Source organism: Corynebacterium timonense (genome assembly GCF_900105305.1).
In the GTDB taxonomy this organism is placed as follows: Bacteria; Actinomycetota; Actinomycetes; order Mycobacteriales; family Mycobacteriaceae; genus Corynebacterium; species Corynebacterium timonense.
The window spans coordinates 1,166,616-1,192,824 of record NZ_LT629765.1; the positions used below are offsets into that span (position 1 = coordinate 1,166,616).

Annotated in this window: 23 protein-coding genes; 9 read left to right on the plus strand and 14 right to left on the minus strand. The window is 68.6% G+C overall.

Annotated elements, in window-relative coordinates:
- Positions 1 to 27: 27 nt before the first annotated feature.
- Genes BLT81_RS05540 through gatC form a run of 3 tightly spaced genes read right to left on the minus strand, consistent with a single transcriptional unit; the run spans position 28 to position 2,907 of the window.
- The gene (locus BLT81_RS05540) at positions 28 to 1,059 is read right to left on the minus strand and encodes an ATP-dependent 6-phosphofructokinase (RefSeq protein WP_019195000.1); all 1,032 of its coding nucleotides are present in this window, start codon (positions 1,057 to 1,059) and stop codon (positions 28 to 30) included.
- 38 nt (positions 1,060 to 1,097) lie between these two features.
- A complete protein-coding gene (gatA, locus tag BLT81_RS05545) occupies positions 1,098 to 2,597 on the minus strand; it encodes an Asp-tRNA(Asn)/Glu-tRNA(Gln) amidotransferase subunit GatA (protein WP_019195001.1) in 1,500 nt (499 codons plus the stop codon).
- A 1-nt stretch (position 2,598) separates the two neighbouring features.
- On the minus strand, positions 2,599 to 2,907 hold the full coding sequence (gatC, locus tag BLT81_RS05550; RefSeq protein WP_019195002.1) for an Asp-tRNA(Asn)/Glu-tRNA(Gln) amidotransferase subunit GatC: 309 nt from the start codon (positions 2,905 to 2,907) through the stop codon (positions 2,599 to 2,601).
- A gap of 126 nt (positions 2,908 to 3,033) precedes the next feature.
- Between gatC and BLT81_RS05555 the strand changes: the two genes are divergently transcribed.
- The 4 genes from BLT81_RS05555 to BLT81_RS05570 are packed head-to-tail and all read left to right on the plus strand — an operon-like array spanning position 3,034 to position 5,568.
- Positions 3,034 to 3,702, plus strand: coding sequence for an ACT domain-containing protein (locus BLT81_RS05555; protein ID WP_019195003.1), 669 nt, complete (start codon positions 3,034 to 3,036; stop codon positions 3,700 to 3,702).
- Positions 3,703 to 3,746: 44 nt separating this feature from the next.
- Complete coding sequence (locus BLT81_RS05560) at positions 3,747 to 4,283, plus strand: winged helix-turn-helix domain-containing protein (protein ID WP_019195004.1); 537 nt, start codon at positions 3,747 to 3,749, stop codon at positions 4,281 to 4,283.
- Positions 4,283 to 5,302 carry a serine hydrolase domain-containing protein gene (locus tag BLT81_RS05565; protein ID WP_019195005.1) on the plus strand — a complete coding sequence of 340 codons (1,020 nt, stop codon included), beginning with the start codon at positions 4,283 to 4,285 and terminating at the stop codon, positions 5,300 to 5,302. Before BLT81_RS05560 ends, BLT81_RS05565 begins: the two co-directional genes overlap by 1 nt.
- Positions 5,302 to 5,568 (plus strand): hypothetical protein, encoded by a 267-nt coding sequence (locus tag BLT81_RS05570; protein WP_019195006.1) that lies wholly within the window; start codon positions 5,302 to 5,304, stop codon positions 5,566 to 5,568. Before BLT81_RS05565 ends, BLT81_RS05570 begins: the two co-directional genes overlap by 1 nt.
- Here the strand turns inward: BLT81_RS05570 and ligA are convergent.
- Entirely contained in the window at positions 5,537 to 7,585 is a 2,049-nt protein-coding gene (ligA, locus tag BLT81_RS05575; RefSeq protein WP_081583009.1) for an NAD-dependent DNA ligase LigA, read from the minus strand. The two genes, BLT81_RS05570 and ligA, sit on opposite strands and share 32 nt — an antisense overlap.
- 40 nt (positions 7,586 to 7,625) lie before the next feature.
- On the opposite strand from ligA, the gene BLT81_RS05580 reads away from it, so the two are divergent.
- Positions 7,626 to 8,297, plus strand: coding sequence for a 3'-5' exonuclease (locus BLT81_RS05580; protein WP_019195008.1), 672 nt, complete (start codon positions 7,626 to 7,628; stop codon positions 8,295 to 8,297).
- A 6-nt stretch (positions 8,298 to 8,303) separates the two neighbouring features.
- Here the strand turns inward: BLT81_RS05580 and BLT81_RS05585 are convergent, their stop codons facing one another.
- Both BLT81_RS05585 and mnmA read right to left on the minus strand, forming a co-directional pair.
- Complete coding sequence (locus BLT81_RS05585) at positions 8,304 to 9,152, minus strand: uroporphyrinogen decarboxylase/cobalamine-independent methonine synthase family protein (RefSeq protein ID WP_019195009.1); 849 nt, start codon at positions 9,150 to 9,152, stop codon at positions 8,304 to 8,306.
- Positions 9,153 to 9,163: 11 nt separating this feature from the next.
- Complete coding sequence (gene mnmA / locus BLT81_RS05590) at positions 9,164 to 10,243, minus strand: tRNA 2-thiouridine(34) synthase MnmA (protein WP_040421801.1); 1,080 nt, start codon at positions 10,241 to 10,243, stop codon at positions 9,164 to 9,166.
- Between the two features lie 25 nt (positions 10,244 to 10,268).
- Between mnmA and BLT81_RS05595 the strand changes: the two genes are divergently transcribed.
- Positions 10,269 to 11,045: a spermidine synthase gene (locus BLT81_RS05595; protein ID WP_019195011.1), complete on the plus strand. Its 777-nt coding sequence runs from the start codon at positions 10,269 to 10,271 to the stop codon at positions 11,043 to 11,045.
- Here BLT81_RS05595 and BLT81_RS05600 read toward each other — a convergent pair.
- Together BLT81_RS05600 and BLT81_RS05605 are read right to left on the minus strand one after the other, a co-directional pair.
- Positions 10,957 to 13,512, minus strand: a complete 2,556-nt coding sequence (locus BLT81_RS05600; RefSeq protein WP_019195012.1) for a bifunctional lysylphosphatidylglycerol flippase/synthetase MprF — start codon at positions 13,510 to 13,512, stop codon at positions 10,957 to 10,959. The genes BLT81_RS05595 and BLT81_RS05600 overlap by 89 nt on opposite strands.
- Entirely contained in the window at positions 13,509 to 14,657 is a 1,149-nt protein-coding gene (locus BLT81_RS05605; protein WP_231908968.1) for an alpha/beta hydrolase, read from the minus strand. The genes BLT81_RS05600 and BLT81_RS05605 overlap by 4 nt, the downstream gene beginning before the upstream one ends.
- A gap of 88 nt (positions 14,658 to 14,745) precedes the next feature.
- Between BLT81_RS05605 and BLT81_RS05610 the strand changes: the two genes are divergently transcribed.
- Positions 14,746 to 15,375 (plus strand): esterase/lipase family protein, encoded by a 630-nt coding sequence (locus tag BLT81_RS05610; RefSeq protein ID WP_019195014.1) that lies wholly within the window; start codon positions 14,746 to 14,748, stop codon positions 15,373 to 15,375.
- 11 nt (positions 15,376 to 15,386) lie between these two features.
- On the opposite strand, the gene BLT81_RS05615 is transcribed toward BLT81_RS05610, so the two are convergent.
- From BLT81_RS05615 to BLT81_RS05635, 5 genes are all read right to left on the minus strand, one after another.
- Entirely contained in the window at positions 15,387 to 16,427 is a 1,041-nt protein-coding gene (locus BLT81_RS05615) for a glycoside hydrolase family 25 protein (RefSeq protein ID WP_019195015.1), read from the minus strand.
- Between the two features lie 64 nt (positions 16,428 to 16,491).
- Complete coding sequence (locus tag BLT81_RS05620) at positions 16,492 to 17,691, minus strand: cysteine desulfurase family protein (RefSeq protein ID WP_019195016.1); 1,200 nt, start codon at positions 17,689 to 17,691, stop codon at positions 16,492 to 16,494.
- Between the two features lie 304 nt (positions 17,692 to 17,995).
- A complete protein-coding gene (locus BLT81_RS05625) occupies positions 17,996 to 19,147 on the minus strand; it encodes a THUMP-like domain-containing protein (protein ID WP_019195017.1) in 1,152 nt (383 codons plus the stop codon).
- Complete coding sequence (locus BLT81_RS05630) at positions 19,137 to 19,964, minus strand: NUDIX hydrolase (protein ID WP_019195018.1); 828 nt, start codon at positions 19,962 to 19,964, stop codon at positions 19,137 to 19,139. The genes BLT81_RS05625 and BLT81_RS05630 overlap by 11 nt, the downstream gene beginning before the upstream one ends.
- Positions 19,965 to 20,019: 55 nt before the next feature.
- Positions 20,020 to 20,919 (minus strand): ABC transporter ATP-binding protein, encoded by a 900-nt coding sequence (locus BLT81_RS05635; protein ID WP_040421804.1) that lies wholly within the window; start codon positions 20,917 to 20,919, stop codon positions 20,020 to 20,022.
- Between the two features lie 137 nt (positions 20,920 to 21,056).
- On the opposite strand from BLT81_RS05635, the gene BLT81_RS05640 reads away from it, so the two are divergent.
- Both BLT81_RS05640 and glgB read left to right on the plus strand, forming a co-directional pair.
- Positions 21,057 to 23,087, plus strand: coding sequence for a maltotransferase domain-containing protein (locus tag BLT81_RS05640; protein WP_019195020.1), 2,031 nt, complete (start codon positions 21,057 to 21,059; stop codon positions 23,085 to 23,087).
- 67 nt (positions 23,088 to 23,154) lie between these two features.
- A complete protein-coding gene (gene glgB, locus BLT81_RS05645; RefSeq protein ID WP_019195021.1) occupies positions 23,155 to 25,350 on the plus strand; it encodes a 1,4-alpha-glucan branching protein GlgB in 2,196 nt (731 codons plus the stop codon).
- On the opposite strand, the gene BLT81_RS05650 is transcribed toward glgB, so the two are convergent.
- A complete protein-coding gene (locus BLT81_RS05650) occupies positions 25,347 to 26,207 on the minus strand; it encodes a tetratricopeptide repeat protein (RefSeq protein WP_019195022.1) in 861 nt (286 codons plus the stop codon). The two genes, glgB and BLT81_RS05650, sit on opposite strands and share 4 nt — an antisense overlap.
- Between the last annotated feature and the right edge of the window lie 2 nt (positions 26,208 to 26,209).

The following is a 26,209-nucleotide window of genomic DNA, read 5'->3' on the forward strand; positions in this document are numbered from 1 at the left end:
GCTGGCCCCCCGAAACGAAATATAATTTTATGTGAACATCGTGCGCGCCGTGGCGTAGCGGCCCGCCGGCACCGTCTTGAGGTGAGCGACGGCATCTGCGAGGCCGACAAGCTCGATGTCTTCGCCGTGCAGGGCCACGCAGGTGCCGAAGTTTCCCTCGTGGGCCGCGCGGGCGGCGTGGACCCCGTAACGGGTGGCCAGCACGCGGTCGAAGGCGGTCGGGGTGCCTCCGCGCTGGATGTGGCCGAGGACGGTGGTGCGTACGTCGTAGCCGAGGCGGTTTTTCACCTCGTCTGCGATGATCTGGCCCATGCCGTTGAAGGTGATGTGGCCGAACTCGTCCTCCTCACCGAGGTCCCCGTCCATGGTGCCTTCTTTGGGTACGGCGCCCTCGGCGACGACGATGATGCCGTATTTCTCGCCCATCTGGAAGCGTCGCTCCATGGCCTTGCAGATGTCGGCGATGTCGAAGGGTTCCTCGGGGATGACGGTGTAGTGCGCCCCTCCCGCCATGCCGGCGTGCAGGGCGATCCAGCCGACGTGCCGTCCCATGACCTCGACGATGAGGATGCGGTTGTGCGACTCCGCGGTGGTGTGGAGCCTGTCGATGGCGTCGGTGGCCACGGACACGGCGGTGTCGAAGCCGAAGGTGTAGTCGGTGGACGCGACGTCGTTGTCGATTGTCTTGGGCACCCCGACGACGGGGATGCCGTTGTCGGACAGCCACTGTGCGCCCTTGAGGGTGCCCTCGCCGCCGATCGCGATGAGCGCGTCGACCCCGGCGTCGCTCAGGTTCTCCTTGATCTGGTCCAGCCCCGCCTTGAACTTATCCGGGTGGAGGCGCCCAGTCCCGAGGATGGTGCCGCCGCGCAGGAGGATGGAATCGATAAAGGCGTCGTCGTACAGGTCCTCGCGCCGGTCCTCCATGAGGCCGACCCAGCCGTCGCGGTAGCCTACGACGGTGGAGCCGTACTCGGCGTTCGCTGTGCGGACGATACCGCGGATGACGGCGTTGAGGCCCGGGCAGTCACCGCCGGAGGTGAGTGTGGCGAGTCGCATACACCCCACCCTAGCCAGCTTTGCTTTGCGACGCCCGACTAGCCGTTGCGCTCGGCCTCGAGCCCAGCCTCAAACGCAGCGCCGACGCGGTAGAGCCGGTCGTCCTCGAACGCGGGGGCGATCAGCTGCAACCCCACCGGCAGGCCGGTGTCGGGGGCGGTACCCGCGGGCACGGACATGCCGGGCAGGCCGGCGAGGTTGAGCGGCAGGGTGAACAGGTCGAAGTTGTACATTGCCAGCGGGTCGTCGACCTTGTCGCCGAGCCTGAAGGCGGTCTGTGGGACCGCGGGGCCGGCGATGACGTCGACGCGCTCGAAGGCACGCCGGAAGTCCTCGGCGATGAGGGTGCGCACGCGCTGCGCCTGCAGGTAGTAGGCGTCGTAGTAGCCGACGGACAGGGCGTAGGTGCCCAGCAGGATGCGGCGCTTGACCTCGGGGCCGAAGCCGGCCCCGCGGGTCGCCGCCATGACCTCTTCCGCGGAGCGGGTGCCGTCGTCACCCTCCCGCAGGCCGTAGCGCATGCCGTCGAAGCGCGCGAGGTTGGAGGAGACCTCGGACATCTGGATGAGGTAGTAGGCGCCCATGACGTCGTCGAAGGCCGGGCAGTCCACCTCGATGATCTCGGCGCCCTGCTTCTCTAGCTGGGCGTAGGCGGCCTCGACGACGTCGGTGACGCCCTGTTGGGTGCCCGGGCGATCGAACTGCGCGACTCGGCCGATGCGCAGGCCGTTCAGGTCGCCGGACGCGCCCTCGCGCGCTGCGGCGACGACATCGGCGACCTCACGCTCGACGGAGGTGGCGTCGAACTCGTCGTGGCCGGCGATGATCTCGTGCAGCAGCGCCGTGTCCAGGACATTGTTGGCGCACGGGCCAACCTGGTCGAGCGAGGAGGCACAGGCGATGACGCCGTAGCGCGAGACGGCGCCGTACGTGGGTTTGACGCCGACGGTGCCGGTCAGGGAGGCGGGCTGGCGGATCGACCCGCCCGTGTCGGTGCCGATGCCGAGCGGGGCCTGGCCCGCGGCGAGCGCCGCGGCCGTGCCGCCGCCGGAGCCGCCGGGCACGCGCTCGAGGTCGTGAGGGTTCTTCGTGTGCTTGTACGCGGAGTTCTCGGTCGACGAGCCCATAGCGAACTCGTCGAGGTTGGTCTTGCCCAAAATCGGGATGCCGGCCTCACGCAGCTTGGCCACCACGGTGGCGTCGTAGGGGCTCATGTAGCCCTCGAGGATTTTGGACGCCGCGGTGGTCGGAGCGTCGGTGGTAACCAGCAGGTCTTTGAGCGCCAGCGGCACGCCGGCCAGGGCCGAGGCGGGCTGCTCTCCCGCGGCGACCTGCGCGTCGACGGCGTCCGCGGCGGCGAGCGCCTCGTCGGCGCCCACGTGGAGGAAGGCGCCAAGTTCGTCGTCGGTTTCCGCGATGCGGGCGAGGAAGGCCTCAGTGACCGCGCGGGAGGTCAGCTCGCCGGACTGGATCTTCTGCGCCAGTTCGTGGGCGGGCAGGCTGGTAATGCCGTCTGCCGGCAGGGTGTACTCGGTCATTTTACTCACCTTCCCCGAGGATCTGCGGAACGACAAAACGCTCGTCCTCCACCGCGGGCGCCTGGTCGAGCGCCTGCTGCTGGGTGAGGGTCTTCTTTTCCACGTCGGGGCGCATGCCCGCCTCGAGCGAGTGCGGGTGGCTCATCGGCTCGACGCCCTCGGTGTCGACTTTTTGCACCTTGGACACTGCATCGACGATGGTATCGAGCTGCACGGCGATGTCGTCGAGCTCCTCCTCGCTCATGGCGATGCGGGCGAGCTTGGCAATGTGGGAGACTTCGTCGCGTGAGATCCCTGAGGTTTCAGACAAAGCGTCAGACAAAGACAAAGTAGGTCCAATCTTTCGTGGTCGGGCTACGTAAAACGCCACTATCTTAGCAGCCGCGGTGTTCGATTCACGCCTGTCTCACATGCCCGCGGTGCTATAAATGTGAGCATGTCCTACCTCATCCGCGTGACCCTTCCCGACCAGCCGGGCAGCCTCGGCCAACTCGCGGAGGCGTTCGGGATGATCGATGCCGACATCCGTTCCGTGGATATCGTGGAGACCGACGCCAGCGGCGCCGTCACCGACGACATCGTCGTCGACCTTCCCACGGGCACGCTTGTCGACGCCCTCATCACCGCCGCCGCCAGCCTGGACGACGTCGAGGTCGACGGCATCCGCCCGTTCACCGGCCGGGTAGACCGCCGCGGCCAGGTGGAAATGCTCGCGCGGATTGCCTCCCGGACGAACGACGTCACCGCAGCGATGGAGGAGCTCGTCTCCGTCATGCCGCAGGCCTTGACCTCCTCGTGGGCCGTCGTCCTCGAGGACACCGGCGGCGGCCTGCGCCGGATCGCGGCGTCGCAAGCAGCCCCCTCCGACGACGGCTCCTCCCCAGCCGCTATCGGGGTCGACTCGGCGCGGATCCTGCACCAGGAGTCCGACGTGTGGGTGCCGGAGCCGTGGTGGCTGCTGGAGACGACGGTCGCGGCCTGCCCCCTGACGGGCACGGACCTGCTGCTCGTCATCGGGCGCGTCGGCGGGCCGGACTTTCTCGCCTCAGAGGTCTCGCAGATCGGAGACTTAGGCACGATCATCGGGGCATTGTTGCGCTGCTAAATTCGCCCTTGCGGCGGTTCTATAGTTTTGGAATTATAGATTCCATGACATCCACTGACTCCGACCGCACCGCTTCCCACCTCACGGACCGCATCACCGACCTCGAACAACGCGTCGCCGCGCTCGAAGACGCCTCCGCACCCGCCTCGGACACGCCTCCCCCGCTCGTCCCGGGCACCTCCCTGCCCGACATCGTCGCCGCCGTCAAGAACTCCCCCGATCTGACCGACGGCGCCGTCATGTTCGGCGGCTCCGTCACCTCCGGCAGCCGCACCTTCGACTACCAGTGGGTCCGTCCCACGCACTGGGTCGCCGACAACGAGTGGGACGATCAGATCGAGCGTCTTGCGGCGCTTGCCCACCCGATCCGCGGCGAGATCCTGCGCCGCCTCCTGTGTGCTCCCGGCACGGCCGCCGAGCTCGTGAGCGAAGGCGTCGTCTCCTCCGCCGGCACGGCCTACCACCACCTCAACGCCCTCCAGTCCGCCGGGTGGGTGGCCAAGACCTCCGGCTCCTACTCCGTCCCCGCCAGCCGGGTCATCCCCCTCATGACCATCATTACTGCTGCGGAGGCCCACTGATGACCACCGCACACCGCCTCATCGGCGTCGCGGTGGGAATCGCCGTGCTCGCCGTGTTCCTCCTCCTCGGCCCGCGCCCGGTCAGCCTGAGCGAGGAACGCACCGGCGATGAGCAGATCGCGGCCATCCTCCGCGACAACGCGGAGCGCGGCCACCGCACCCTGACCGCCTTCGTCTACGACAACGGCGAGGTCACCTACGGCGGCCTTGGGGCCGACGAGTACACCGAGGTCGAGATCGGCTCCGCCACCAAGACCTTTAACGCCGAGCTCGTACGCCAGCAGATTGAGGAGGGCGCCCTCAGCCTCGAGACGACGGTGGGCGAGCTTATCGACGTCCCCGGCGCGCCCGTTGCCGACGTGCGCATCGAGGAGCTGCTCAACCACACCTCTGGACTCGACTCCATGGAGGGCCTCGGCACCGGCGAGCTCCTGCTCGCCAACCTGCGCGAGGGCGGAAACCCCTACCGCGACGACACCCCGGAGGACATCCTCGCTGCGGCCGCTGAGGCCTCCGTGGAGGGCAGAGGCGACAGGAGCTACTCCAACTTCGGTCACGCCCTGCTGGGGCAGCTGTTGGCCCGGAACGCCGGCACCACCTACGAGGAGCTCGTGCGCACGAGAATTTTTGAGCCGGCCGGGATGACGCAGACGTATCTTGCCACCCCCGCTGCGACAGCTGACGATCCGGCGCGCGGGGTGGGCTCGAGCGGTCGCCGCGCTGAGCCGTGGGTCATGGACGGATGGGCCCCCGCTGGCGCGATCCGCTCCACCGCCGCCGACATGGCCGCCTACGCCGCGTGGGTTGCCGAGCACGGCCGCCCCGACTACGCGTGGTCCGTGTATGACGCAGAAGGGGCGGCCTACCCCTACCACAACGGAGGCACGGGCGGGTACCGCACCATGTTCGTGTGGGACCCGGACGACGAGGCGCGGGCCGCCTTCGTGGTCAACTCGAGCCCGGCCGACACCGAGGATCTCGGCGTGGCCCTGCTCACCTCAACGAAGGAGGCACAGTGATGACGTTCGCCCTGCTCATCACCATTGTTTTGCTGCTCGCCGGGGCGCTCTACGACGCCGTGCGGGGCACGGGGCGCCCAGTGGCGGGCGTCGCCGCCGTCGCCGTGTCCGTGGCCCTGACGTTGCCGCTCTCCCGCGGCGTCGACTGGGTCAGCACCATCCCCTACTGGGTGTGGCCGGTGCTCGCGGCGCTCGGCGCACTCGCCGTCGGTATCCGCACAGCGCGGCTCGCGGCTACACCTCGCCGGTCTCGAGAAGACGCATAAACTCCTCCTCAGTGAGGATGCGCACGCCCAGCTCCTCGGCTTTGGTGGCCTTGGAGCCGGCGTTCTCGCCCGCCACGACGTAGTCCGTCTTCTTCGACACCGAGCCAGACGCCTTGCCGCCGCGCGAGAGGATCGCCTCTTTCACCTCGTCGCGGGTGAAGTTCTCCAGGCTGCCTGTGGCCACCACGGTCAGCCCCGCCAGGGTCTGCGGCACGTCCTCGGAGGAGGTGTCCTCCATGCTCACGCCGGCCTCGCGCCACTTGCGCACGATCTCGCGGTGCCAGTCCACCTCGAACCAGTCCTTAAAAGACTCGGCGATGGTGGCTCCGACACCGTCGGTTTCAGCCAGGTCGGCGACGGGGGCGTCGATAAGCGCGTCCATGCTCTTGTACCTCGCCGCGAGAGCGCGGGCGGCTGTAGGGCCGACGTAGCGGATGGACAGGGCGACGAGCACGCGCCACAGCTCAGTCTCGCGCGCCGAATCGAGGTTGTTCAGCAGCTTGCGCCCGTTCGCACTGACCTCTCCCTTCTTCGTGGTGTACGCAGCGGAGCGCTTCAGGTCCTCGTCCGTGAGCGCAAACAGGTCGCCCTCGTCGGTGAGGATGCCGCGGGAGGTCAGGTCAATCGCCCCCTTCTCTCCGAGGGCCTCAATGTCGAACGCACCACGGCCGGCAAGATACTCCAGGCGCTGGGCCAGCTGCGCCGGGCACGACCGCGTGTTGGGGCAGCGCCAGTCGGCGTCGCCCTCCTTGGCGGGCGCGAGCGTCGTGCCGCAGCTCGGGCAGTGCTCCGGGTAGACGAACTCCCGCTCGGTGCCGTCGCGCAGGTCGGCGACGGGGCCGAGTACCTCCGGGATAATCTCGCCGGCCTTGCGGATCACCACCGTGTCCCCGATGAGCACGCCCTTGCGTTTGACCTCCTCCTGGTTGTGCAGGGTGGCCATCGACACCGTGGACCCGGACACGAGGACCGGCTCCATCACGGCGAACGGGGTGGCACGCCCGGTCCGCCCCACAGAAACCTGGATGTCGAGCAGCTTCGTGGTCACCTCCTCCGGCGGGTACTTGTAGGCAATAGCCCAGCGCGGCGCGCGCGACGTCGTGCCCAGGGCGCGCTGGGCAGAGACGCTGTCGACCTTGACCACCAGCCCGTCCATCTCGTGGATCGCGTCGTGGCGGTGCTCGGCCCAGTAGTCCACCGCCTCCTGCACCTGCGCGGCGGTCTCGGCGCGGCGCGTGTACTCGGAGACAGGCAGACCCCACTCAGCCATCTTCCGGTACGCCTCGTGCTGGGTCTTCGGGGCGAAGCCCTCGCGGGCGCCGATGCCGTGGCAGATCATGCGCAGCTTGCGCTTCTTCACGTCCTCCGGGTTTTTCTGCCGCAAGGCACCGGCCGCGGTGTTGCGGGGGTTCGCGAAGGGCTTGCCCCCCTCGGCGATGCGCTGCTCGTTGAGCTCGGGGAAGTCCTCGGGGCGGATGAAGACCTCGCCGCGGACCTCGAGAAGCGGCGGGACGTCGCCAGTAAGTTTCTTGGGGATGTCCTCGATCACCCGCGCGTTGGCGGTGATGTCTTCGCCCACTCGGCCGTCGCCACGCGTGGCGGCCCTGGTGAGCTCGCCGTTTTCGTACACCAAGTCAATGCTCAGCCCGTCGATCTTCAGCTCGGTGAGGTACGGGCCTGGCGTCTTGGCCAGCCACTCGGCGAGTTCCTCGGCGGAGAAGACGTTGTCGAGGCTCATCATCCGCTCGAGGTGGGTCACGTCCGCAAACGCGCTCGAGGTGGGCGCGCCGACCTGCTTCGTCGGCGAGTCCGGCACCGCCAGCTCGGGGTGCTCGCGCTCGAGCTGTTCGAGGGCCCGGTAGAGCTCGTCGAACTCACCGTCGGAGATCACCGGCTGGCCGTTGTAATACAGGTCGCGATGGTGGCGCACCTGCGAGGCCAGCTCCTCCCACCTCCGGCGTGTATCGGCATCGGCAGAGAGAGCAGTTTCATCAGTCACCCATCCAAGCTTAGCCATCGTTGTCTCCGTGTCCGGATCGCCCGCTAGAGTAAGGCGCATGGCCACGTTCGACGCCTCCCGCATGCTCTCCTTCGACCTGGAGACCACCTCGACCGACACCTCCACCGCGCGCATTGTCACCTCCGCGCTCGTGCGTATCGACGGCACGGAGGTCACCGCCACCGAGGAGCTCGCCGACCCAGGCGTGGAAATCCCCGAGGACGCCGCTTCGGTGCACGGCATCACCACCGAGAAGGCCCGCGCCGAGGGGCGACCCCACGACGAGGTGCTGCGCGAGACGGTGGACGCCATCAAGCGCGGCTGGGACGAGGGGCTGACGCTCATCGTGTTCAACGCCCCCTACGACCTCTCCGTGCTGCGCGCGCTGACGGGGGATTTCACCGTCACCGGCCCCGTCTTCGACCCGCTGCTCATCGACCGCGCGCGTGATCGCTACCGCAAGGGCAAGCGCAACCTGGGCGCGCTGTGCGAGTTTTACGGCGTCAAGCTCGACAACGCCCACGAGGCTACCTCCGACGCCATGGCCGCGGCCCGCATCGCGTGGAAGCAGGTGCGCATGTGGCCGGAGCTGTCCCAGATGGACCCCGGCGAGCTCATGGAATACCAAGCCGTGGAGTTTTACACCCTGCAGTCCGATTTCAAGAGCTACCTCGAGTCCCGCGGGCGCGACGCCTCGCAGGTGACGGTGAGCTGGCCGATGGCGGGCTAAGCGCGCTCACTCCAGCCCCTCCCACATCTCGCGCGCCGCGCGGTAGTTCGCGGCCGCCGCCGCGACCGTATCGGCTGGGCGCGCCCACACGTCGATCTCCACCTCCGCGGGGTCGATGCCCAGCTCGTCGAAAAAGCGCCACACCGTCGTCGGCGCCTCCGGGGCGAGAGCGATGCGGGTTCCTCCCTCGACGAGCGCGGCGAGGGCGTCCTTGTCCGCGGCGCCGCGCAGCCGGGCGATGTCGACGGTGAGCCACGGCACGTTCACGAGGGCGGTTGTGTGCAGCAGGTGGGCGTCAAACAGCGCCAGCCGCTCCTCCGGCTCCGGCACCGCAGGGATCGTCTCGTAGTCGGTCGCCCCCGCAAGGGTGCCCGCCATGACCTGCGGCAACGAGGGTTCGTCGAGCTGCAGGATGGTGCCCACGCCGAAGCGCCTTTCCACGTCCGCCCGGTGCGTCCGCGCTGCCTCGTAAAGAGCGTCGGTGACATCGCGCAGCGCGCCGCTGTCCGTGATCATGCGATGGCCGTTCGCCATCTCGATCTCGGCGGCTAGGGTCCACGGCCCCACCAGCTGGACCTTGAGCTCGGAGACCTGCCCCGCCCACAGTTCCTCGAGCCGGTCGAGGTCTCGCGCCATCTGATCCCGCGCCGCACGGTGGTGGGTGGACGCCCGCCAGCCGCGAGGCCCGAGGTCAATGGGGATGTCCAGAAGGGCGGCGGTGCGGCCGACGAGGTCGGAGCCTGCTCCCCGGGCGGGCAGCTGCGGGACGTGCGGGGTGGGGCTTTCGCCCAGCACGATCTCGGCGGCCGCCGCCAAGTCCGTGCCGGGAAGCTCCCCGAGGCCGAACGCGGTCATGGGTGCGGTACCTACGCCGTCTCGCAGATGGTCCCGGAGCCGAGCACCACGTCGCCCAGCCCGTCGGGGTCGGGCCGGTAGAGCACCGCCGCCTGGCCCGGCGCGACCCCCTCCAACGATGAGTGCAGCGCGAGAGTCATCGCGTCTCCGTCGACCGTGGCGTGGCACCCCACGACCCCGCCGTGGGCCCGGACCTGGACCAGCGCCTCGAAGCTGCCGGTCATTCCCGGGTGCAGCACCTTAAGGCGGTCCGCGGTGATCGCGTGCACCTTGAGCGCCTCGCGCGGGCCGACGGTGACGTCGCCCGTTGCGGCGTCGATGCCCGTGACGTAGCGCGGCTTGCCGTCCGCGGCGGGAACGCGCAGGTCTAGGCCGCGGCGCTGACCGATCGTGTACTGGAAAGCCCCGTCGTGTTCCTTGAGCGCCGTGCCGTCCTGGTCGCGGATCATGCCGGGGCGCAGGCCAATGCTCGAGCCCAAAAAGGCCTGAGTGTTGCCGTCGGGGATGAAGCAAATGTCGTAGGAGTCGGGCTTGGTGGCCGTCGAAAAGCCGTAGCGGGCAGCCTCCTCGCGGATAAGCGGCTTCTCCGTGTCGCCGACGGGAAACAGGCACTTGTCCAGCTCGCGGCGGGTGAGCACACCGAGCACGTAGGACTGATCCTTTGCCGGGTCCGCGCTGCGGCGCAGGTTTCCCTCATCGTCGACGATGGCGTAGTGGCCGGTGGCCACGGCGTCGAAGCCGAGGGCGAGGGCACGCTCGAGCAGCGCGGCGAACTTGATCTTCTCGTTGCAGCGCAGGCACGGGTTCGGGGTCTCGCCGTGCTCGTAGGACCAGACGAAGTTGTCAATGACCTCTTCTTTGAAGCGGTCCGAAAAGTCCCACACGTAGAAGGGAATGCCCAGCTTGTCGCACACGCGGCGCGCGTCGGCGGAGTCTTCGAGCGAGCAGCACCCGCGCGCCGATTCGCGGGTGGCTTGCGGGTCGCGCGACAAGGCCAAGTGCACGCCGACCACGTCGTGGCCCGCCTCGACAAGGCGCGCCGCCGCCACAGAGCTGTCCACTCCCCCGCTCATCGCCGCCAAAACTCGCATGGCCCGGAGTGTACCCTCGCAGGACATGCCCCCAAAAAGCGAGCGCTACGACATCGACACCGGCGAGGCCCGCGTCGTCCACGAGCACGACGGTTCGCTCACGCTCGAGGTCAACGGCGTGCCCAGCTCCTCGATCGTGCCCGGAGATCCGCTGCGCCTCGACTTCGAATACATGCGCTGGATCGCCGCCTTCCTCGACGACATCCGCCGCTGGGACGCCCCCCGCCTGACCCATCTCGGCGGCGGTGCGTGCTCGCTGGCCCGCTACTTCGCCGCCGCATGGCCGGGCAGCCGCAATACCGTCGTCGAGGTCGACGCCGAGCTCGCGCGTCTCGCCCGCACGCTTTTCGACGTCCCCCGGGCGCCCGCCGTCGCCATCCGCGTCGGCGACGCCCTCGCAGAGACGGAGCGCTTCAAGCCGGCCACCCGCGATGTCATCATCCGCGACGTTTTCGCTGGGTCGACGACCCCGCGGGAGCTGACAACGGTGGGGTTCTACGCGGCGGCGCGGGCGTCGCTGCGCGAGCGCGGCGTCTACGTGGCCAACTGCGGCTCCCGGTCCGACCTGCGTGAAGCCCGTGAGGAGCTGGCGGGGATGGCCGAGGTGTGGCCGCACCTGGCAGCGATCGCGGACCCGCCGATGCTCAAGGGCCGCCGCTACGGCAACATCGTGCTCATCGGGGCGAACGAGCCCCTCGAGGGGTCACCGCAGCTCACGCGCGCTTTGCTCGGAGGGGCCGTGCCCGCGCAGTTGAAGGGGAACCAGTGGGCGCGGAGGCTGGCGACGACTCCGCGGCACTGACCGCGTGGCGGCTGGCTAAGAACTCCTTCACCACCCCGACGTAGTCGGCAGGCTTCAACGTTGGAAGGTAGCAGCTGACCACCGCGACGGCGATGGCGCCGAGCGCGAGTTCGTCGTCGTACGCCAGGTACCATCCGGAATGCGTCGGGTGGAACTTATATTTCGACGCCGCCAACGAGCGGAACCCGTAGAGAGGCTCGATGCTCGCACCTGCCCGGTCGAGGATGACCTCGGGCAGCGACTCCGGTGCACCGGAGCGCGCCAGAGGCGCCCCCGACAAGGAGACCCACGCCAGCCCCTCCGACCCCGCGATCACCGCGGCCTCAGCGAGCAGGAACTCTACCGTGGGCCGGAAGCCGTCCGGGTCGCGGCGCATGAAGTCCAGGGTGTAGCCGACGAGTTCGCCGCCCTCGTAGACGGGCAACCAACTTGTCACCCCGTGCACGCGCGTGTCGTCTCCCACGGCCAGGAGTAGCTTCGTCCCCTCAACCTGCAGCTCGTCGAGGCTGCCGAGGGTAAAGCCCATCTCGGGCAGCGCTTTTTCCGCCATCCACTGCTCGGACAGCGCCGCAATCTTCTCCCGGGTTTCAACATCGAGCTCCGACCAGTCCGTCCACACCGCGCGTATCCCATCCTTGGCGGCGCGGTTGCGCGCGGTGCGGATGTTCTGGAACTTCTTTCCCTTGAACTCCAAGTTGTCGGTGGACATGAGCGCCTCTTCGGCGACGCGCACCGTACGAAAACCGGGCCGGGCGAAATCCTCAGGCACCGAGTACCACGCCACGCGCCACCCCTGCTCGGCCGCGTAGTCCTCGAAGGCCGCGGCGACCGCGTCGCGGCTGGCGCCGTTGGTGTACACGGGAGCGCCGAGAGTCACCGCGACGCCGCGCGCCACTCGGTAGGCGACGTAACCCTCGTAGCCCTCGCCACTGCCGTCGCTGCCGTCGCTGCCGTCGCTTCCGTGGAAGAAGTACCTGGTGCCGTTCCACAGTCCCATCCAGGCCAAGTGGTCGCCCGTGCCGCGGGTGAGGATGCCGCGGGCGCGTTCCCTCTCCGTTGCCCGCGTCGCCGACGGCACGGAGACCAGCGCGCGGTGGACGCCAACAATGAGCGCGGCCCAGAACGCAATTCCCACCCACTCGTACAGGATCCACGATGCGGCGCTGAGCGGGACGACAGCATGGGGGAACAAGTGGGCCACAACGGGCGGGAGGAACCGGAGCGGCGTCTCTGCCAGGGCGGCGCCGAACGAGGGCGGCTGAACGAAACCCGGGTCGAGCAGAGCCCCGACCACCCACACCAGAGCGCACACCGCGAGCGCGGCCGCTGCCGGGCCGACGGCGAGGGCCGACTGCGAGCGAACCCGGAAGCGCGACCTCGTCGCCGCAAGCACGCACACCACGGCCAACCAGGGCACAAGCACGACAACGACGGTGAACACCACAAGCGGCGCCGCGGCGTCGACTCCGGCACCGCCGACACCGGCACTTACACCGGCACCGACACGGCCGATCTGCGCGACAATCACGGCGCACGCCACCAACGCGCCCGTCATCGCTAGCACCCACGCCAGCCGTCGGCCGCGGGCCAGGCCGCGAGCCACGACGAGCGAGAAGAGTAGCGGGGCGATGTTGAGAAGGAACGGGCCAAGGCCGCTTTGCCGGTTGACCATCAGCGCTTCTAAGCACGCGTGAGATGTCGCGTTGGCACACCGGACGGCGACCTCCTCTGCCGCCACGGCCGGCTCCCACATCAGCATGCTGGACTGCGCAAAGGGCCCGTGGGCGGCGGGGTTGAGCGCTGTCAACGCGGGCCCGAACGCGACAACCGCGAACAGGACAGCCACCAGCACGCGCGACTCGCGGAGGGAGACCCGAAGCGGAGCCAGCGTGCGTAAGCCGCCGTGCACCATGATGCCGGCGGCGCAGCCGAGCAGGACCGCCGACAGGGATACCACGGAGGTCAACGAGCCGTCGTACAGCACGAGCGTGCCCGTCAACGCGAACAGGACCAGCCGTAACCGACGGCGCCACAGCACCCCGAGCTCGGCTGTGGCGTAGGCAAGCGACCCGACGATCCATGCCATGGGCGACGCGTATGTCGCGGTGGCAGCGTCTGCGCCCCACGGGTTGAGGCCCCCGGCCTCGACCACGCTCGCTGCGACGGCCCCGACAGGAACGGCGACAGCGTGGACGGCCAGCGCCACGACGACAAACACGCGCGTGCCGAGGATCACCTCGCCGGGCACCGCGAATAGGAGCAGGGCACACGTGGCATAGAGCATCCCCGCGAGGTGCCAACTGGTGAGGCCGGAGGTGAGGACAGACGCGGCGTTTCCCCCTCCCCCACGGCTGTAGCCCGCAACGCGGAGAGCGTCGGCACCGAGCAACGCGTAGGCCCCCCACATCACGACCAGCATGACGAGGCTCGCGGGCACCCTCGTCGCGATCGACCTCACGGTGTTCATTGGATCCCTCCACGTGCGGCAACAAAATCGAGGCTATCGCGCAGCGCCACGCGCCACACGTGGTAGCTGTGGCTGCCAGGGACAGTGTCGTATGTCGAGTCGATGTCGGCCGCCTGAGCGAGATCATTGAGGTGCGGCAGGGCTGCGGTGGACATGTGGTCATCCGCCCCGGAGACAAAGCGGCCGGCGATCCCCGCGTACGTCTGGCCCCCGTGCGCACGGGCGAGCATGTCGGCTGCGTTGACCTGTGTGAAAGCGTCCTCGTCCCCGCCGTAGAACTGCTGAACCGTCTTCTCCCTGCTGCCCACGTTCGGCTCCGCCTCGCCGGAGAAATCGAGGAAGGTGCGGTACACGTCGGGCCGGTTCGTGATCGCCTGCATCGCGCACGTCCCGCCGTAGCTCAACCCCCCGACCGTCCACGCAGCTGGGTCGTCGGAGACGCGAAAGTTTTCGCGCACGAGGGTGGGGATCTCGTCTGTGACGTAGCTCAGTACTTGCAGATCCGGTCCGTCGGCGCACGCCGGGTTGCCTGTCTCGGAGCCGGTGGCGTCGACGCTGATCATCACAGGCGAGGCGCCGTTGTGGCTGGCCTGGAAGGCATCCAGGGAGTCGGCGGCTTCGCCTTTGGTAAACCAGTCCATCGGCGAACCCGGACTACCCGCCATCATCACCATGACGGGAAGATTCGGGGTGGACCAGTAGGCCGGCGGGACGTAGGCCACGGCGTCGCGCATCGGCCCCGCAGGAATGGTGACAAGCGCGCCGACCTCTCGGCCGTGGTCTGTCGGCGGCTTCTTCAAAGCCCTGAACTGGTCCAGCGTCACGCTTGCGGCGACGGGGACGGGATAGAACGACCCAACGGCTGGGTACTCCTGGTACGTCAGGTTGGACACGAGGTACGCGTTCGCCACCGCCACCACAGCGACCGGGGCGAGCATGGCCCGGCGTCCGTGTTGCAGGAGCGCACTGACCACAACGAAGATCGCGGCGGCGCCGGCCGCGTAGATTACCCACGGCACGGCGTCGGGGAACGGTTTCGGCCAGACCTGCAAGGCAAAGACGACGGCGGCGAGAATCGCCAGCGCGATGAGCGCCGAGAGCCGGGTGCGGCGGTTGGCCCCCGCTAGCGCGACAAGCGTCGTCACAATCGCGATGGCGAAAATGGCGATGTGTGCGCCCGGCGACACCAAAGAAACGGCACGGATAGATTCCACGGAAGTAACCTAATCCTCCGTGTCCGTGCTTTCCTACCTCCCGCCGTTATTTCCCGACCCCTCCACAGTGACTTCCCAGTCCCGCGGGCGCGTCGTCGTGGCCGTCCACGGAACGCTGTCCGAGCCAGCAGCATTCCGCTCGTTGGCGCGCGCTCTGGCCGCCCGCGGGGTGGACATGCGCGCACCCGCTCACGGACGGAGGGCAACGGCGCCTCTCGACGTCTCTGCTCGCGACGTCGCCCGCGCCATTACCTCCCTCCCAGGCGGGGTTGACCGCGTCGACGTCGTGGGCCACTCCAGCGGCGCCCTCGTGGCGCTGCGGGCGCTGAGGTGCGATCCCGCCGCCGCGCGCCGGGTAGACCGCCTCGTCGGCCTCGGCGCGGCGTGGCGCGGCACGGATCACCGCAGCTGGTACCGCCCGGACTGGCTGGTGCGCCGCCTCGCCGGAGATTCCTTCGTCGAGCTCGAGGACGTGGGCGAGCCTGTCATCCCCGCCGGGGTCCGCGTGACGTCGATCGTCTCCGATGCAGATACCGTCGTCCCCGGCGCGTCCGCCCGGCTTGGCAGCGTCATTGAGGTGTCGGGAGTCGCGCACGCGGCGCTTCCTCGCCTCACCGAGACCGTTCTGTCGGCCCTTGACATTGCGTGAGGGCGGGGTGCTTACTTCAGGGCGTTGTCGAGAAGGATGAGCAGGTCGCCCACCGAGTAGTCCCCGACCATCATGGTGCGCAGGTCGTCGACCGGGAGCTGGCCGTTGTTGACCAGGTCGAGCACGGCGCCGGCAATGTTACTGGCGTCGACGTTGTCGAAGCCGAAGGTGCGCGCCGCCTCCGCGATGTGGGGAACAGCAAGAATACCGGTCGCCAGCCCGAGGATCGCCACGACGAGCGCGGTCGAGTTCTGCTCCAACACCGCGAGCTCACCCTGCTCCGGGGCCTGGATCGCCTCGAGCAGGCCGCCGCCGGCCGTGAGGTCGCCGCCCACAAAGCGGTTGAAGGCGCCGCTATCCCCGTTGAACACGTTCTGGTCCACCGGCGTGGACACGCCCGCGACGCGCCCGTTGTCGGAGCGCTGCCAGATGGAGACCTTGTCCCAGCCGCCGACCGGGCGCGGCGCCTGGTTTTGGTAGGCCGCCAGCCACAGCGGATAATCCGTGAACGCGTTGGTGTTGTCCATGCGCTCGTACCAGAAGTAGCGGTAGGTGTAGATCATCGGCTTCGTGCCGGTAGCGCGCTCAAGCTCGGTGAGGAAGGCCTGAGTCCACACTGCGAGCGCGGCAGGGTTGCGCCCCTCGTCAACCTCGAGGTCGAGCACCGGGGGAAGGTCGAGCTCCGGGCCTGCGTTGATGACGCTGGCGAAGTACTCCGCCTGCGCCTTCGGATCGCCAGCGGGTCGGGCGTAGTGGTAGGCGCCGACGGCGAGGCCCGCCTCCTTCGCGGCGGCGGCGTCCTCGTCGTAAAAGACGTTCTTCCAACCGTCGCCCTCGGAGGCTTTGATGAAGGCGAAGCTCTGGCCCCCGGGCCCGGCGACGCTCCGCCACTCAATCGGGTGGCCGCCGGGTCGTTGGTGGCCGGCGACGTCGACTCCTTGGACAAGGCCGGGAATGTCGAGGGCGCGGGCCGGGGCTGCGGCGAGGCCAAGCGCCGTGGCGAGGGCGACAAGGCAGGCGGTGAGGGGACGGAGGCTCCGAGACACGTGCATGCTCAGCACCCTACTGCATTTTCGTCCCATCTTTCACACGCGACACACCTGCACCACGGTCCCCTTAGGGCCACAACAATGCCCCCGCGGCCCGAGCCCGCTTCACGACGTCCGCAATCACCCCCACGACCACGTCAACGTCTTCCTCGGTGGTCGTGCGACCCAGCGTCAAACGCAGCGCCCCCGCGGCGTCGCGCGGGGCGACCCCCATAGCTTCGAGAACGTGGCTGGACCTGTTAACTCCGGCGGCGCAGGCGGAGCCAAGGGAGGCTTCGACCCCGTTGGCGTCGAGAAGCATGAGCAGCGAGTCCCCGTTCGCCCCGGAAAAAAGCACGTGGACGTGGCCGGGCAGCGTGGGAGCGGTGGTGGTCAGCTGCGCGTCTGGTACCTCCCGGAAAATCCCGCTCACCAGCCTGTCGCCGAGCGCGATGAGCCTGTCGTGCTCGCGTTCCATCTCCGCGATCGCCTCCCGCAGCGCCGCGGCCGTTGCCGCTGCTGAGGCGACGTCCACCGTCCCCGAGCGCAGCCCGCGCTCCTGCCCCCCGCCCGTGATTACGGGAAGCGGCGCCGGGGAGCGCCGTGCCAGGAGGATGCCCGTCCCGCGCGGCCCGCCGAACTTGTGCGCGCTGGCCGCCAGCGTCGTCGCGCCGAGCGCATGAAAATCGACGGGCACCTTTCCTACGGCCTGCACCGCGTCCACGTGCAGCGGCGTGCCCGCCTCCGCGGCCGCGCGGGCCACCTGCTCGACCGGCTGGATCACGCCGGTCTCGTTGTTGACCCACATCACGGTCGCCAGCGCCGCTGGGGCGGCAAGCGCCGCGAGGCCCTCAACCGTGCCGGCGCGGCCGACGGGCAACCATTCCACCTCGGCGCCCTCGTGAGCTGCAAGCGCCTTCACCGTCTCAAGCACGGCCGAGTGCTCGATCGGGCTCGCCACGATGCGGTTGTTCGGCGAGGCGTGGTAGAGGCCGCGGACCGCGATATTGTCGGCCTCCGTGCCGGATCCGGTGAAAATCACCTCAGCCGGATCCGCCCCGAGGAGCTCGGCGATCTCCTCTCGGGCGTCGGCAAGCGCGGCCGCCGCCTGGCGCCCCGACCTGTACTGCCCGCCCGGGTTGAGCAGTGCCGCGTGACGCGCCCACTCCTCGACCGCGCTCTGGCGGATCGGTGTCGTGGCGGCGTGGTCGAAGTACGCCGCGGCCGAACGTGGCGCGGCAGCCGAACCCTTCTCGGCGACATCGCGCGCAGCAACTTCTGCCCTCATTCCGCACCCCCCGCAAACTCCCGGGTGATGGGCGTGGCCCACGTACAGACGGTCCTTTCCTGCACAGCGCGTTCCTTCTTTCGCAACTTCGATGACAAGCATGTACGGCTTTCACGTAACCGTACGCACCGCTGTTGTGCGCGCCGACAATACTATTCAGGATTCATTCACGCCGAATACGAACTCCTTGCACCGGAGGGCGACGCGAAACAGCGCCGGACACCGGCCAGCCGCGCCGCTCGCCAGTGCCCGTTCCTGTCCCCGCCCCCACACGACGCCACCCCATCACGCGGCCCGCTCGGGCTCAGGCGCCAGGACGCTCTCGCGGCCCACAGATGTGGGCAACCGCCGTCTCTCCCACGCGGGCAATGACGACCCCCATCTGCCGCGATCCTTTCAACCGGAGTTTCCCCCTCAACCGGTCCGGGTCCACGTCGACACCGCGCACGAGGATCTCGACGGATCCAGCGTCGTACGACTGCAACGCGGCCTTGAGTTTGCGCAGCGGCACATCCTCGAGGAAGGCAAACCCGCTGTAATTGGCCGGAATGCGGTCCCCAGTAAGGAAGGCAATGTAGGGGTCGAGCATCCACAGCCCGTGCCGCGCGGCCCACGCGCGGACCAGCCCGGCCCGCACGACCGCACCGTCAGGTTCCACGATGTACGTCCCGGGGCGGCCGACGGGAACCTCGTCTGGGTCCGCGGAGGTCACCGCCTCCAGAAAGCCGTCGCTACGCGCAACGACGGCCTCTCGGCTCAGCCCCTCGGAAAGGTCGGGGGTGTACAAGCACGCTTCTTTGACCCCACCGTCGACCGAGACCACGCTGACTAGGCCCTCCCACTCGGAGTAGTCGATGCCGGGCGCGCATTTCACCGCCATCGGCGCCCCCTGGTGGGTATGCACAAGCCGGGGAAGGGGCGGACGGAGTTTGGCGGGATCGGTGATCCGGCGTCCGTTGACACGGCGGGCCGGGTCGGCCACGATGACGGTCCCCGGGGCGCGCACCACCGGCTCGAGCGCATCCGCCCGCACCAGCCAGGCTTTATCCCCCAGGTTGTAGCGCGCCATGAGCAGCCGCGCGTGGTCCAGATCCGAGCCGAGCCAGCGCACTTGGTCGTAGGCGTGGGCCTCGGTGCCGACGGAACAGGTGACATCGCACACCAGGCGCGGGGAGGCCGCCTGCACCCGCCGCGCCCTCACGCGGGCGACGAGCGTCGGGGTGGCTTGCTGGGCGGCGTCGATATCGGCGAGCCAGCCAGGTGGTAGCTTTCCTTCACTCAGCCGCCGGGCGTAGATCGCCTCCATCGCGGCTCGGGCGTAGCCGCCGAAGTGCGCATCCAATAGCTTTCTGTCCGCGAACACGGTGGCTGAGGTGAGCGCCACCTGCGGGGCAACCTCGTCGATCTCGGCGGCGTGGGCAGTGAGGAAACGAACCTCGTCCGGGCTAAAGCTCAAAAGGGCGTCCAATCCTGTCTTCGGGGCGGAGGGCGAAAAACTCCGCGTATCGGGGATTATCGTCCACCTCCGCCAGGTTCGGGGCCATGCTGGCCCCTCTGGAGGCGCGCCACAGCGACTCGGTGGAATCGTAGCGCGAGACGTCGATAAGCTGTGCCCAGGTCGCGTGGGCGAAGCGGACCAGCCCGGCGCGCCAGCCCTCGAGGAGAAGCTGCGGGGTGAACCAGTTGGCGTCGTCGGCCTCGCCCGTCGCACCGTCTGGCTCCTGCCCCGCCGGCAGGCGGGCGAGCCAGGTGAAGGTGTCGTACAAGGTGCCGCGGCCCGAGCGTCCGACCCAGCGGGCGAAGGGCGCCAACATATCGGCGGAGACGCTGAGGCCATTGTCGCGCAAAAAGTCGGTCAGCGACAGCGCGTGGGTTTCCAGCGCGAGGCGTTGCCCGTGGAAGGGGCGCGCGTCAGCGGGCAACTCGCCTTTGTCGTCCACGGCGAGCAGGGTGCCGGTCTCTTCGAACAACTCGCGAACCGCGGCGAACAAGAGCGCGTTGGCCGTCTCCGCGTCCACGCCGAGGCGCTGCCCAAGATCTGCCGCGGACTGGCCGTGCCACAGCTCGCCGGCGCGGTCGCGGGCCGGGAAGTCGCGGCTGTCTACGCCGCCGCCGGGAAAGACCGTCATACCCGGGTAATTTGGCAGTGTCAGCACGCGCTCGAAGACCCACACCTCCAGCCCCTCAGAGCCGTCGCGCGTCAGGATGACGGTGCTGGCTAGGCGGGCGCCGTTGATCCCGCGTATCGCGTTGTGCTCGCGCTCGAGGGCCACGGACCGCTCACCTCCTTACTCGGCTACTCCGCCAATTGTGCCCGTTCGTGCCGCGTCAGTGCTCTCGCGCGGCGGCGCGGTGAGCTCCACCGCGGCGCGCCCGTCGCGCGGAAAACCGCCCGTCGGAGTGCGTCACGTCGATCGGCTGGTGGTAGGCGCGCGAGACGTTATCCGAGGTGATGACGTCTTCAATGAGCCCCTGGGCGACGACTTCTCCTTCGTCGAGGAGCAGAGCGTGCGTGAAACCGTAGGGGATCTCTTCAAGGTGGTGCGTGATCATCACAATCGCGGGGGCGTCCGGGTCGAGCGCGAGGTCGCCGAGGTAGGTCACCAGGTCCTCGCGCCCGCCGAGGTCCATCCCGGCGGCGGGCTCGTCCATAATGAGCAGCTCCGGGTTGGTCATGATCGCGCGGGCGATGAGGACGCGCTTCTTTTCGCCGTCGGAAAGCGTGCCCCACGTCCTGTCCATGAGGTGAAGAGCGCCGACCTGCTCGAGCACCTCGAGGGCTTGCTCGTAATCCATCTCGTCGTAGTCCTCGCGCCATCGGCCCAAGATGGCGTAACCCGCCGAGACGACGAGGTCTTTGACCTTTTCGTTCTGGGGCACGCGGTGGGCGATGGCAGAGGAGGTCACGCCTATCGACGCCCGAAGGTCCCGCATATCCGTGCGGCCCAGCCGCTCCCCCAACACGAACGCCACGCCCGAGGAGGGAAACTCCTGCGCCGAGGCGACCCGGATCAGGGTCGTCTTGCCGGCGCCGTTCGGGCCAACGACCACCCACCGTTCGTCGAGTTCGACCTGCCAGTCCACCGGGCCGACGAGCCTCTGGCCGTCGCGGACGACGTCCACGCCACGAAAGTCGATCATGAGGTCGGGGTCGGTCACGGGTTCTATGCCAGAGCCAGAGCCAAATTCGAGGCCAGGATTCGTCGTTGCGTCAGTCACGCCCTCCATTTTGTCGTAAAACGCGCGCCAGTGGCAGACCCGGCGCGCGCCACGGCGAGTGGCTACTGTGGGGCGGGTACACGGCGTCGCGGCCCCGCGGCCGCGCACCAGACCTTCTGAGCAGCACGCGAGTAAGGACGGCACCCATGATTGGACGCTTTGGTATCGACGACGTTCGCCCCCAGGTTTCCGGGCGGGCCCTTCCCGCGAAAGCAGTCGTGGGCGAGGTTGTCCCGGTTTCTGCCCTCGTCTGGCGCGAGGGCCACGACGCCGTCGCCGCCACGCTCGTGCTCACCCGGCCGGACGGCGAGCAGCTCACCGTGGCCATGCAGCCGGAGACGTACCGCCCCGACTACGTCCACGCCGTGTTCGTTCCCGGCACGGAAGGGCTGTGGCGCTTCCGCATCGACGCCTGGAGCGACGTCATGGCCACATGGCGCAATGCGGTGACAAAGAAGTTCAACGCTGGCCAGGGCGCGGACGAGCTGGCCAACGACATCGCCCACGGCATCGAGTTGTTCGAGGCGGCCGCGGCGCAGACCCCCGCCCCGGGCCGCGAGGTGCTCGAGGGCGCCGCCCGCGCACTCGCCGACGACACCCTCCCCCTCGCCCGGCGGCTCGCGCCGGGCGTGAGCGACGACGTGCGTGAGGTGCTCGAGGCCCACCCGCTGCGCGAGATGCTCACCCGCGGCCCGGTGTGCGACGTCCTCGTCGAGCGCCGCGAGGCCCTGGTTAACTCGTGGTACGAGCTGTTTCCGCGCTCCACCGGTGGCGTCGACGAGGCGGGCCGTCCTGTCCACGGGACGTGGGCCACGACCGCCGAGCACCTCGAACGCGTCGCGGCCATGGGCTTCGACACCGTCTACTTCCCGCCCATCCACCCCATCGGCGAGGTCAACCGCAAGGGCCGCAACAACACCCTCGTGGCGGAGGAGGGAGACGTCGGCTCCCCGTGGGCCATCGGCTCCGCCGCGGGCGGACACGACGCCTTCCACCCGTTGCTCGGCGGGGAACAAGAGTTTATGGCGATGAAGGCCCGCGCCGACGAGCTGGGCCTCGAGATCGCCCTCGACTTCGCGCTGCAGGCCGCTCCGGATCACCCCTGGGCCGCCGAACACCCCGAGTTTTTCACCGTGCTCGCCGACGGCACCATCGCCTACGCCGAAAACCCGCCGAAGAAGTACCAGGACATCTACCCGATCAACTTCGACAACGCCCCCGACGCCCTCTACGCGGAAATCTACCGCGTCCTCATGTACTGGGTGGGCTTGGGCATTACCACCTTCCGTGTGGACAACCCCCACACCAAGCCGGTGAACTTCTGGCACTGGCTCATCACGAAGGTCCACGAGACCCACCCGCAGGTCATCTTCCTCGCTGAGGCCTTCACTCGCCCGCCGCGCATGTACGGCCTGTCGAAGGCGGGCTTCTCGCAGTCCTACACCCACTTCACGTGGAAGACGACGAAAGCCGAGCTCACCGACTTCGCAGGTCTGCTTGTCGACGTCTCCGACGTCTCCCGCCCCAACCTCTTCGTCAACACCCCCGACATCCTCCACTCCTCGCTGCAGACCGGCGGGCGCGCCGCCTTCGCCATCCGCGCCACCCTCGCCGCGACCATGAGCCCCCTGTGGGGCGTCTACTCGGGCTTCGAGCTCTACGAAAGCGTGCCCGTGCACGACGGCAGCGAGGAGTACCTCGACTCGGAGAAGTACGAGCTGCGCCCGCGCGACTTCGCTGCCGCTCTCGCGCGCGGCGACTCGCTCGAGCCCTATCTCACCTTGCTCAACCGCATCCGGCGTGACAACCCTGCCTTGCAGCAGCTGCGCCAGATCCGCTTCCATGAGGCCGCCAACGAGCAGATCATCGCCTACTCCAAGGTCGACGCCGTCACCGGCAACGCCGTCCTCGTCGTGGTCAACCTCGACCCACACGTCACCCAAGAATCCACGGTGCTCGTCGACGCCGAGGCCATCGGTCTAAACCAAGGCGACAGCTTCGAGGTTCACGACCTCATCAGCGGCGAAAACTACACGTGGCGCGCCGGCGGCGACAACTTCGTGCGCTTGGCCCCCGAAGGCAACGTGGCTCACATCTTCCGCCTGCCGGACGTCGCCACGCAGCGCCGCGACGCGCTCGCCTACCGCCGGATTTCTGACCACGACTACCGGCCCTAAGCCTGTCGGCTTTCCGGTAGCGTCAATTCCACACACCCCGCACAAACACCACACCCGAAGGACCACTATGACGGGCATCGACCCCTCGCTTCTCATCCCCGAGCACGATAAAGAGCGCCTGTTAGCATGTACGCACCACGCGCCGCACGACTTCTACGGCTGGCACCCCACCGCCTCGGGATCGGTCGTGCGCACGCGGATGCTTGGGGCACGCCGCGTCGAGCTGCTCATCCACAACACCCACGTGGACATGGTCGACGCCGGTGACGACATCTGGGTCGCCGCCCTCGACGACGAGCACGCGCCCGACTACCGCCTGCGCGTGACCTATCCCGAGGGCGAGCCCGTCCTCGTGGCGGACCCATACCATTTCCTGCCCACGCTCGGCCAGCTCGACCTGCACCTTATCGGCGAGGGCCGCCATGAGCGCCTCTGGGAGGTGCTGGGCGCCAACGTGCGCACCTACACCACCACCCTCGGCGAGGTCTCGGGCACCTCGTTTGCCGTGTGGGCCCCCAACGCGCGCGGCGTAGCCGTGGTGGGAGAGTTCTGCACGTGGAACCCCAGCCAGTACCCGATGCGTGCCCTCGGCTCCTCCGGCGTGTGGGAGATCTTCATCCCCGGCATCGGCCCCGGCACCACCTACAAGTTCGCAGTGCACAACGCCGACGGCGAGCGCGTGGATAAGGCCGACCCGCTGGCCAAACAGACGCTCGCGCCGCCAGAGACGGTCTCCGTCGTCGCCGACGCCTCCGCCTACGAGTGGGGCGACGGCGAATGGATGAGCGCGCGCCCCGGCATCGACCCGACAAACGCGCCGATGAGCGTTTACGAGTGCCACATCGGCTCCTGGAAGCAGGGGGCGAACTACCGCACCCTCACCGAGGAGCTCGTGCCCTACCTCGTCGACAACGGATTCACCCACGTCGAGTTCCTGCCCGTCGCCGAGCACCCCTTCGGAGGCTCGTGGGGCTACCAAGTCTCGGGCTACTACGCCCCCACCGCCCGCTGGGGCACCCCCGACGACTTCCGCGCCCTCGTCGACGCCCTCCACGCCCACGGCATCGGCGTCATCGTGGACTGGGTCCCGGCCCACTTTCCCAAGGATGCCTGGGCGCTTGCCCGCTTCGACGGCACGGCGCTCTACGAGCACCCCGACTGGCGCCGCGGCGAACAGAAAGAATGGGGCACCTATGTCTTTGACTTCGGCCGCAACGAGGTGCGCAACTTCCTCGTCGCCAACGCGCTGTACTGGTGCGAGGAGTTCCACCTCGACGGCCTACGCGTCGACGCAGTCGCCTCCATGCTCTACCTCGACTACTCCCGCCAGCCCGGAGAGTGGCTGCCCAACCAGCAGGGCGGGCGCGAAAACTGGGACGCCGTCCAGTTCCTCCAGGAGATGAACGCCACGGTCCACCGCACTCACCCCGGCGTACTCACCATCGCCGAGGAGTCCACCGCCTGGCCGGGGGTGACCGCCCAAACCAGCTCCGACGGCTTGGGCTTCAGCCTGAAATGGAACATGGGGTGGATGAACGACACCCTTGAGTACTTTTCCCTCGACCCAGTGCATCGCTCCCACCACCACAACGAGATCACCTTCTCCCTCGTCTACGCCTTTTCCGAGCGCTACGTCCTGCCCTTCTCCCACGACGAGGTCGTGCACGGGAAAGGCTCTCTGTGGGGCCGCATGCCCGGCGACGACTGGAACAAGGCCGCCGGGTTGCGCGCCCTCTTCGGCTACATGTACTCCCACCCCGGCAAACAGCTGATGTTCATGGGCTGCGAGTGGGGCCAGACCACGGAGTGGGACGAAGCGCACTCCATCAACTGGGACAACGTCTCCGGCGGCTGGGGCCACGAGTACCACCGCGGCATCCAGCGCCTCGTTCGCGACCTCAACCTGGTCTACCGCGACACCCCCGCCCTATTCTCTCAGGACAACACGCCGATGGGTTTCCAATGGGTCAAGGGCGACGACGCCAACCACAACGTCCTCGCCTACGTGCGCTGGGGCGTCGACGCTGCCCCCCTCCTCGCCGTGGTCAACCTCTCGGGGACCTCGCATGCCGGCTACCGCCTCGGTTTTCCAGAGCCGGGCTCGTGGGAGCTGGTGATCAACACCGACGACTCCATCTACGGCGGCGCCGGCAACGACATCCCGCGCCACGTGCACACCGAGCCGACCCCGTGGGACAACCTCGATCAGTCGGTCGCCCTGCACCTGCCCGCCCTCAGCGTGCAGTACTACCGGCTGGTTTAGAACAGCGCGGACGCCAGGTTCGTGCGTGCGGTGATGACGCGCGGATCTGAGGCGTCGAAAAGCGTGAAAAGCTCAAGAAGGCGTTCCTTGGCGCGCGGCTCGGCCGTAACCAGCTCGGTCAGCCGCGCGAACGCCTTTTCTGGGGCCCCGGCCACGACCTCGGCGTCGGCCGCCGCAAGCTGCTTATCGACGTCCCCGGGGGCCGCCTCGGCCTCCGCAATCGGGTCTGTTTCGCGGTTGTCCGGGTCGAGGCGCTTGAGCACCCCGACCGTGGCCTTCGCCTGCGCGATCTCGGGGTTGTTCGGCTCCTCGGCGAGCAGCGCGTCGTAGACCTCGATCGCCGCGTCGAAGTCCCCCCTGTTCAGCGCCTCGGTCGCCGCGTCCAAGCGCGGGTCTTCGTGCGGCTGCTCCTGACCGGGTTCCTCGTCTCCCAGCCCCTCGAGCTGCGGGCCGATCTGCGCAACAAGCGCTGCCACCCACTGCTCGAGCTGCGCGCGCGGCTGCCCACCCTCGAAACTGGTCACGGGGCGGCCCGCCGCGAGCGCGAGCGTCGTGGGCACGCTGCGCACCCCGAGCATCTGCGCGAGCATCGGGTGGGCGTCCGCGTCGACGTAGGCCACCCGGAACGCCCGCTGGCCGTCCGCCAGCTCCCGGAAGGTGGCCTTGAGCTCGTCCGATTGCGGCGAGCGCGCGGAGCCCACCACGACGATGACGGGCACCTGCACAGAACGCTTGAGCACCTCCTCCTCGAGGTTGTCCTGGGTGGCCTCGATAAAGGCCTGAAAACCCGCGTGCGCCCCGCTGCCCTGCTGCGCCAGCCCCGGCAGGTCGACCGCTCCTGCTTCAAAGTCCGCCATGT

Coding starts and splice junctions, on each gene's coding strand:
- BLT81_RS05650 (WP_019195022.1), bottom strand. CDS start 26,207: ATGGCGGACTTTGAAGCAGGAGCGGTCGACCTGCCGGGGCTGGCGCAG.
- BLT81_RS05595 (WP_019195011.1), top strand. CDS start 10,269: ATGCCCCCAAAAAGCGAGCGCTACGACATCGACACCGGCGAGGCCCGC.
- BLT81_RS05555 (WP_019195003.1), top strand. CDS start 3,034: ATGTCCTACCTCATCCGCGTGACCCTTCCCGACCAGCCGGGCAGCCTC.
- BLT81_RS05635 (WP_040421804.1), bottom strand. CDS start 20,919: ATGGAGGGCGTGACTGACGCAACGACGAATCCTGGCCTCGAATTTGGC.
- BLT81_RS05600 (WP_019195012.1), bottom strand. CDS start 13,512: ATGAACACCGTGAGGTCGATCGCGACGAGGGTGCCCGCGAGCCTCGTC.
- BLT81_RS05640 (WP_019195020.1), top strand. CDS start 21,057: ATGATTGGACGCTTTGGTATCGACGACGTTCGCCCCCAGGTTTCCGGG.
- glgB (WP_019195021.1), top strand. CDS start 23,155: ATGACGGGCATCGACCCCTCGCTTCTCATCCCCGAGCACGATAAAGAG.
- BLT81_RS05580 (WP_019195008.1), top strand. CDS start 7,626: ATGGCCACGTTCGACGCCTCCCGCATGCTCTCCTTCGACCTGGAGACC.
- BLT81_RS05615 (WP_019195015.1), bottom strand. CDS start 16,427: ATGCACGTGTCTCGGAGCCTCCGTCCCCTCACCGCCTGCCTTGTCGCC.
- ligA (WP_081583009.1), bottom strand. CDS start 7,585: ATGGCTAAGCTTGGATGGGTGACTGATGAAACTGCTCTCTCTGCCGAT.
- BLT81_RS05620 (WP_019195016.1), bottom strand. CDS start 17,691: ATGAGGGCAGAAGTTGCTGCGCGCGATGTCGCCGAGAAGGGTTCGGCT.
- gatA (WP_019195001.1), bottom strand. CDS start 2,597: ATGACCGAGTACACCCTGCCGGCAGACGGCATTACCAGCCTGCCCGCC.
- BLT81_RS05560 (WP_019195004.1), top strand. CDS start 3,747: ATGACATCCACTGACTCCGACCGCACCGCTTCCCACCTCACGGACCGC.
- BLT81_RS05565 (WP_019195005.1), top strand. CDS start 4,283: ATGACCACCGCACACCGCCTCATCGGCGTCGCGGTGGGAATCGCCGTG.
- BLT81_RS05540 (WP_019195000.1), bottom strand. CDS start 1,059: ATGCGACTCGCCACACTCACCTCCGGCGGTGACTGCCCGGGCCTCAAC.
- BLT81_RS05570 (WP_019195006.1), top strand. CDS start 5,302: ATGACGTTCGCCCTGCTCATCACCATTGTTTTGCTGCTCGCCGGGGCG.
- BLT81_RS05585 (WP_019195009.1), bottom strand. CDS start 9,152: ATGACCGCGTTCGGCCTCGGGGAGCTTCCCGGCACGGACTTGGCGGCG.
- mnmA (WP_040421801.1), bottom strand. CDS start 10,243: ATGCGAGTTTTGGCGGCGATGAGCGGGGGAGTGGACAGCTCTGTGGCG.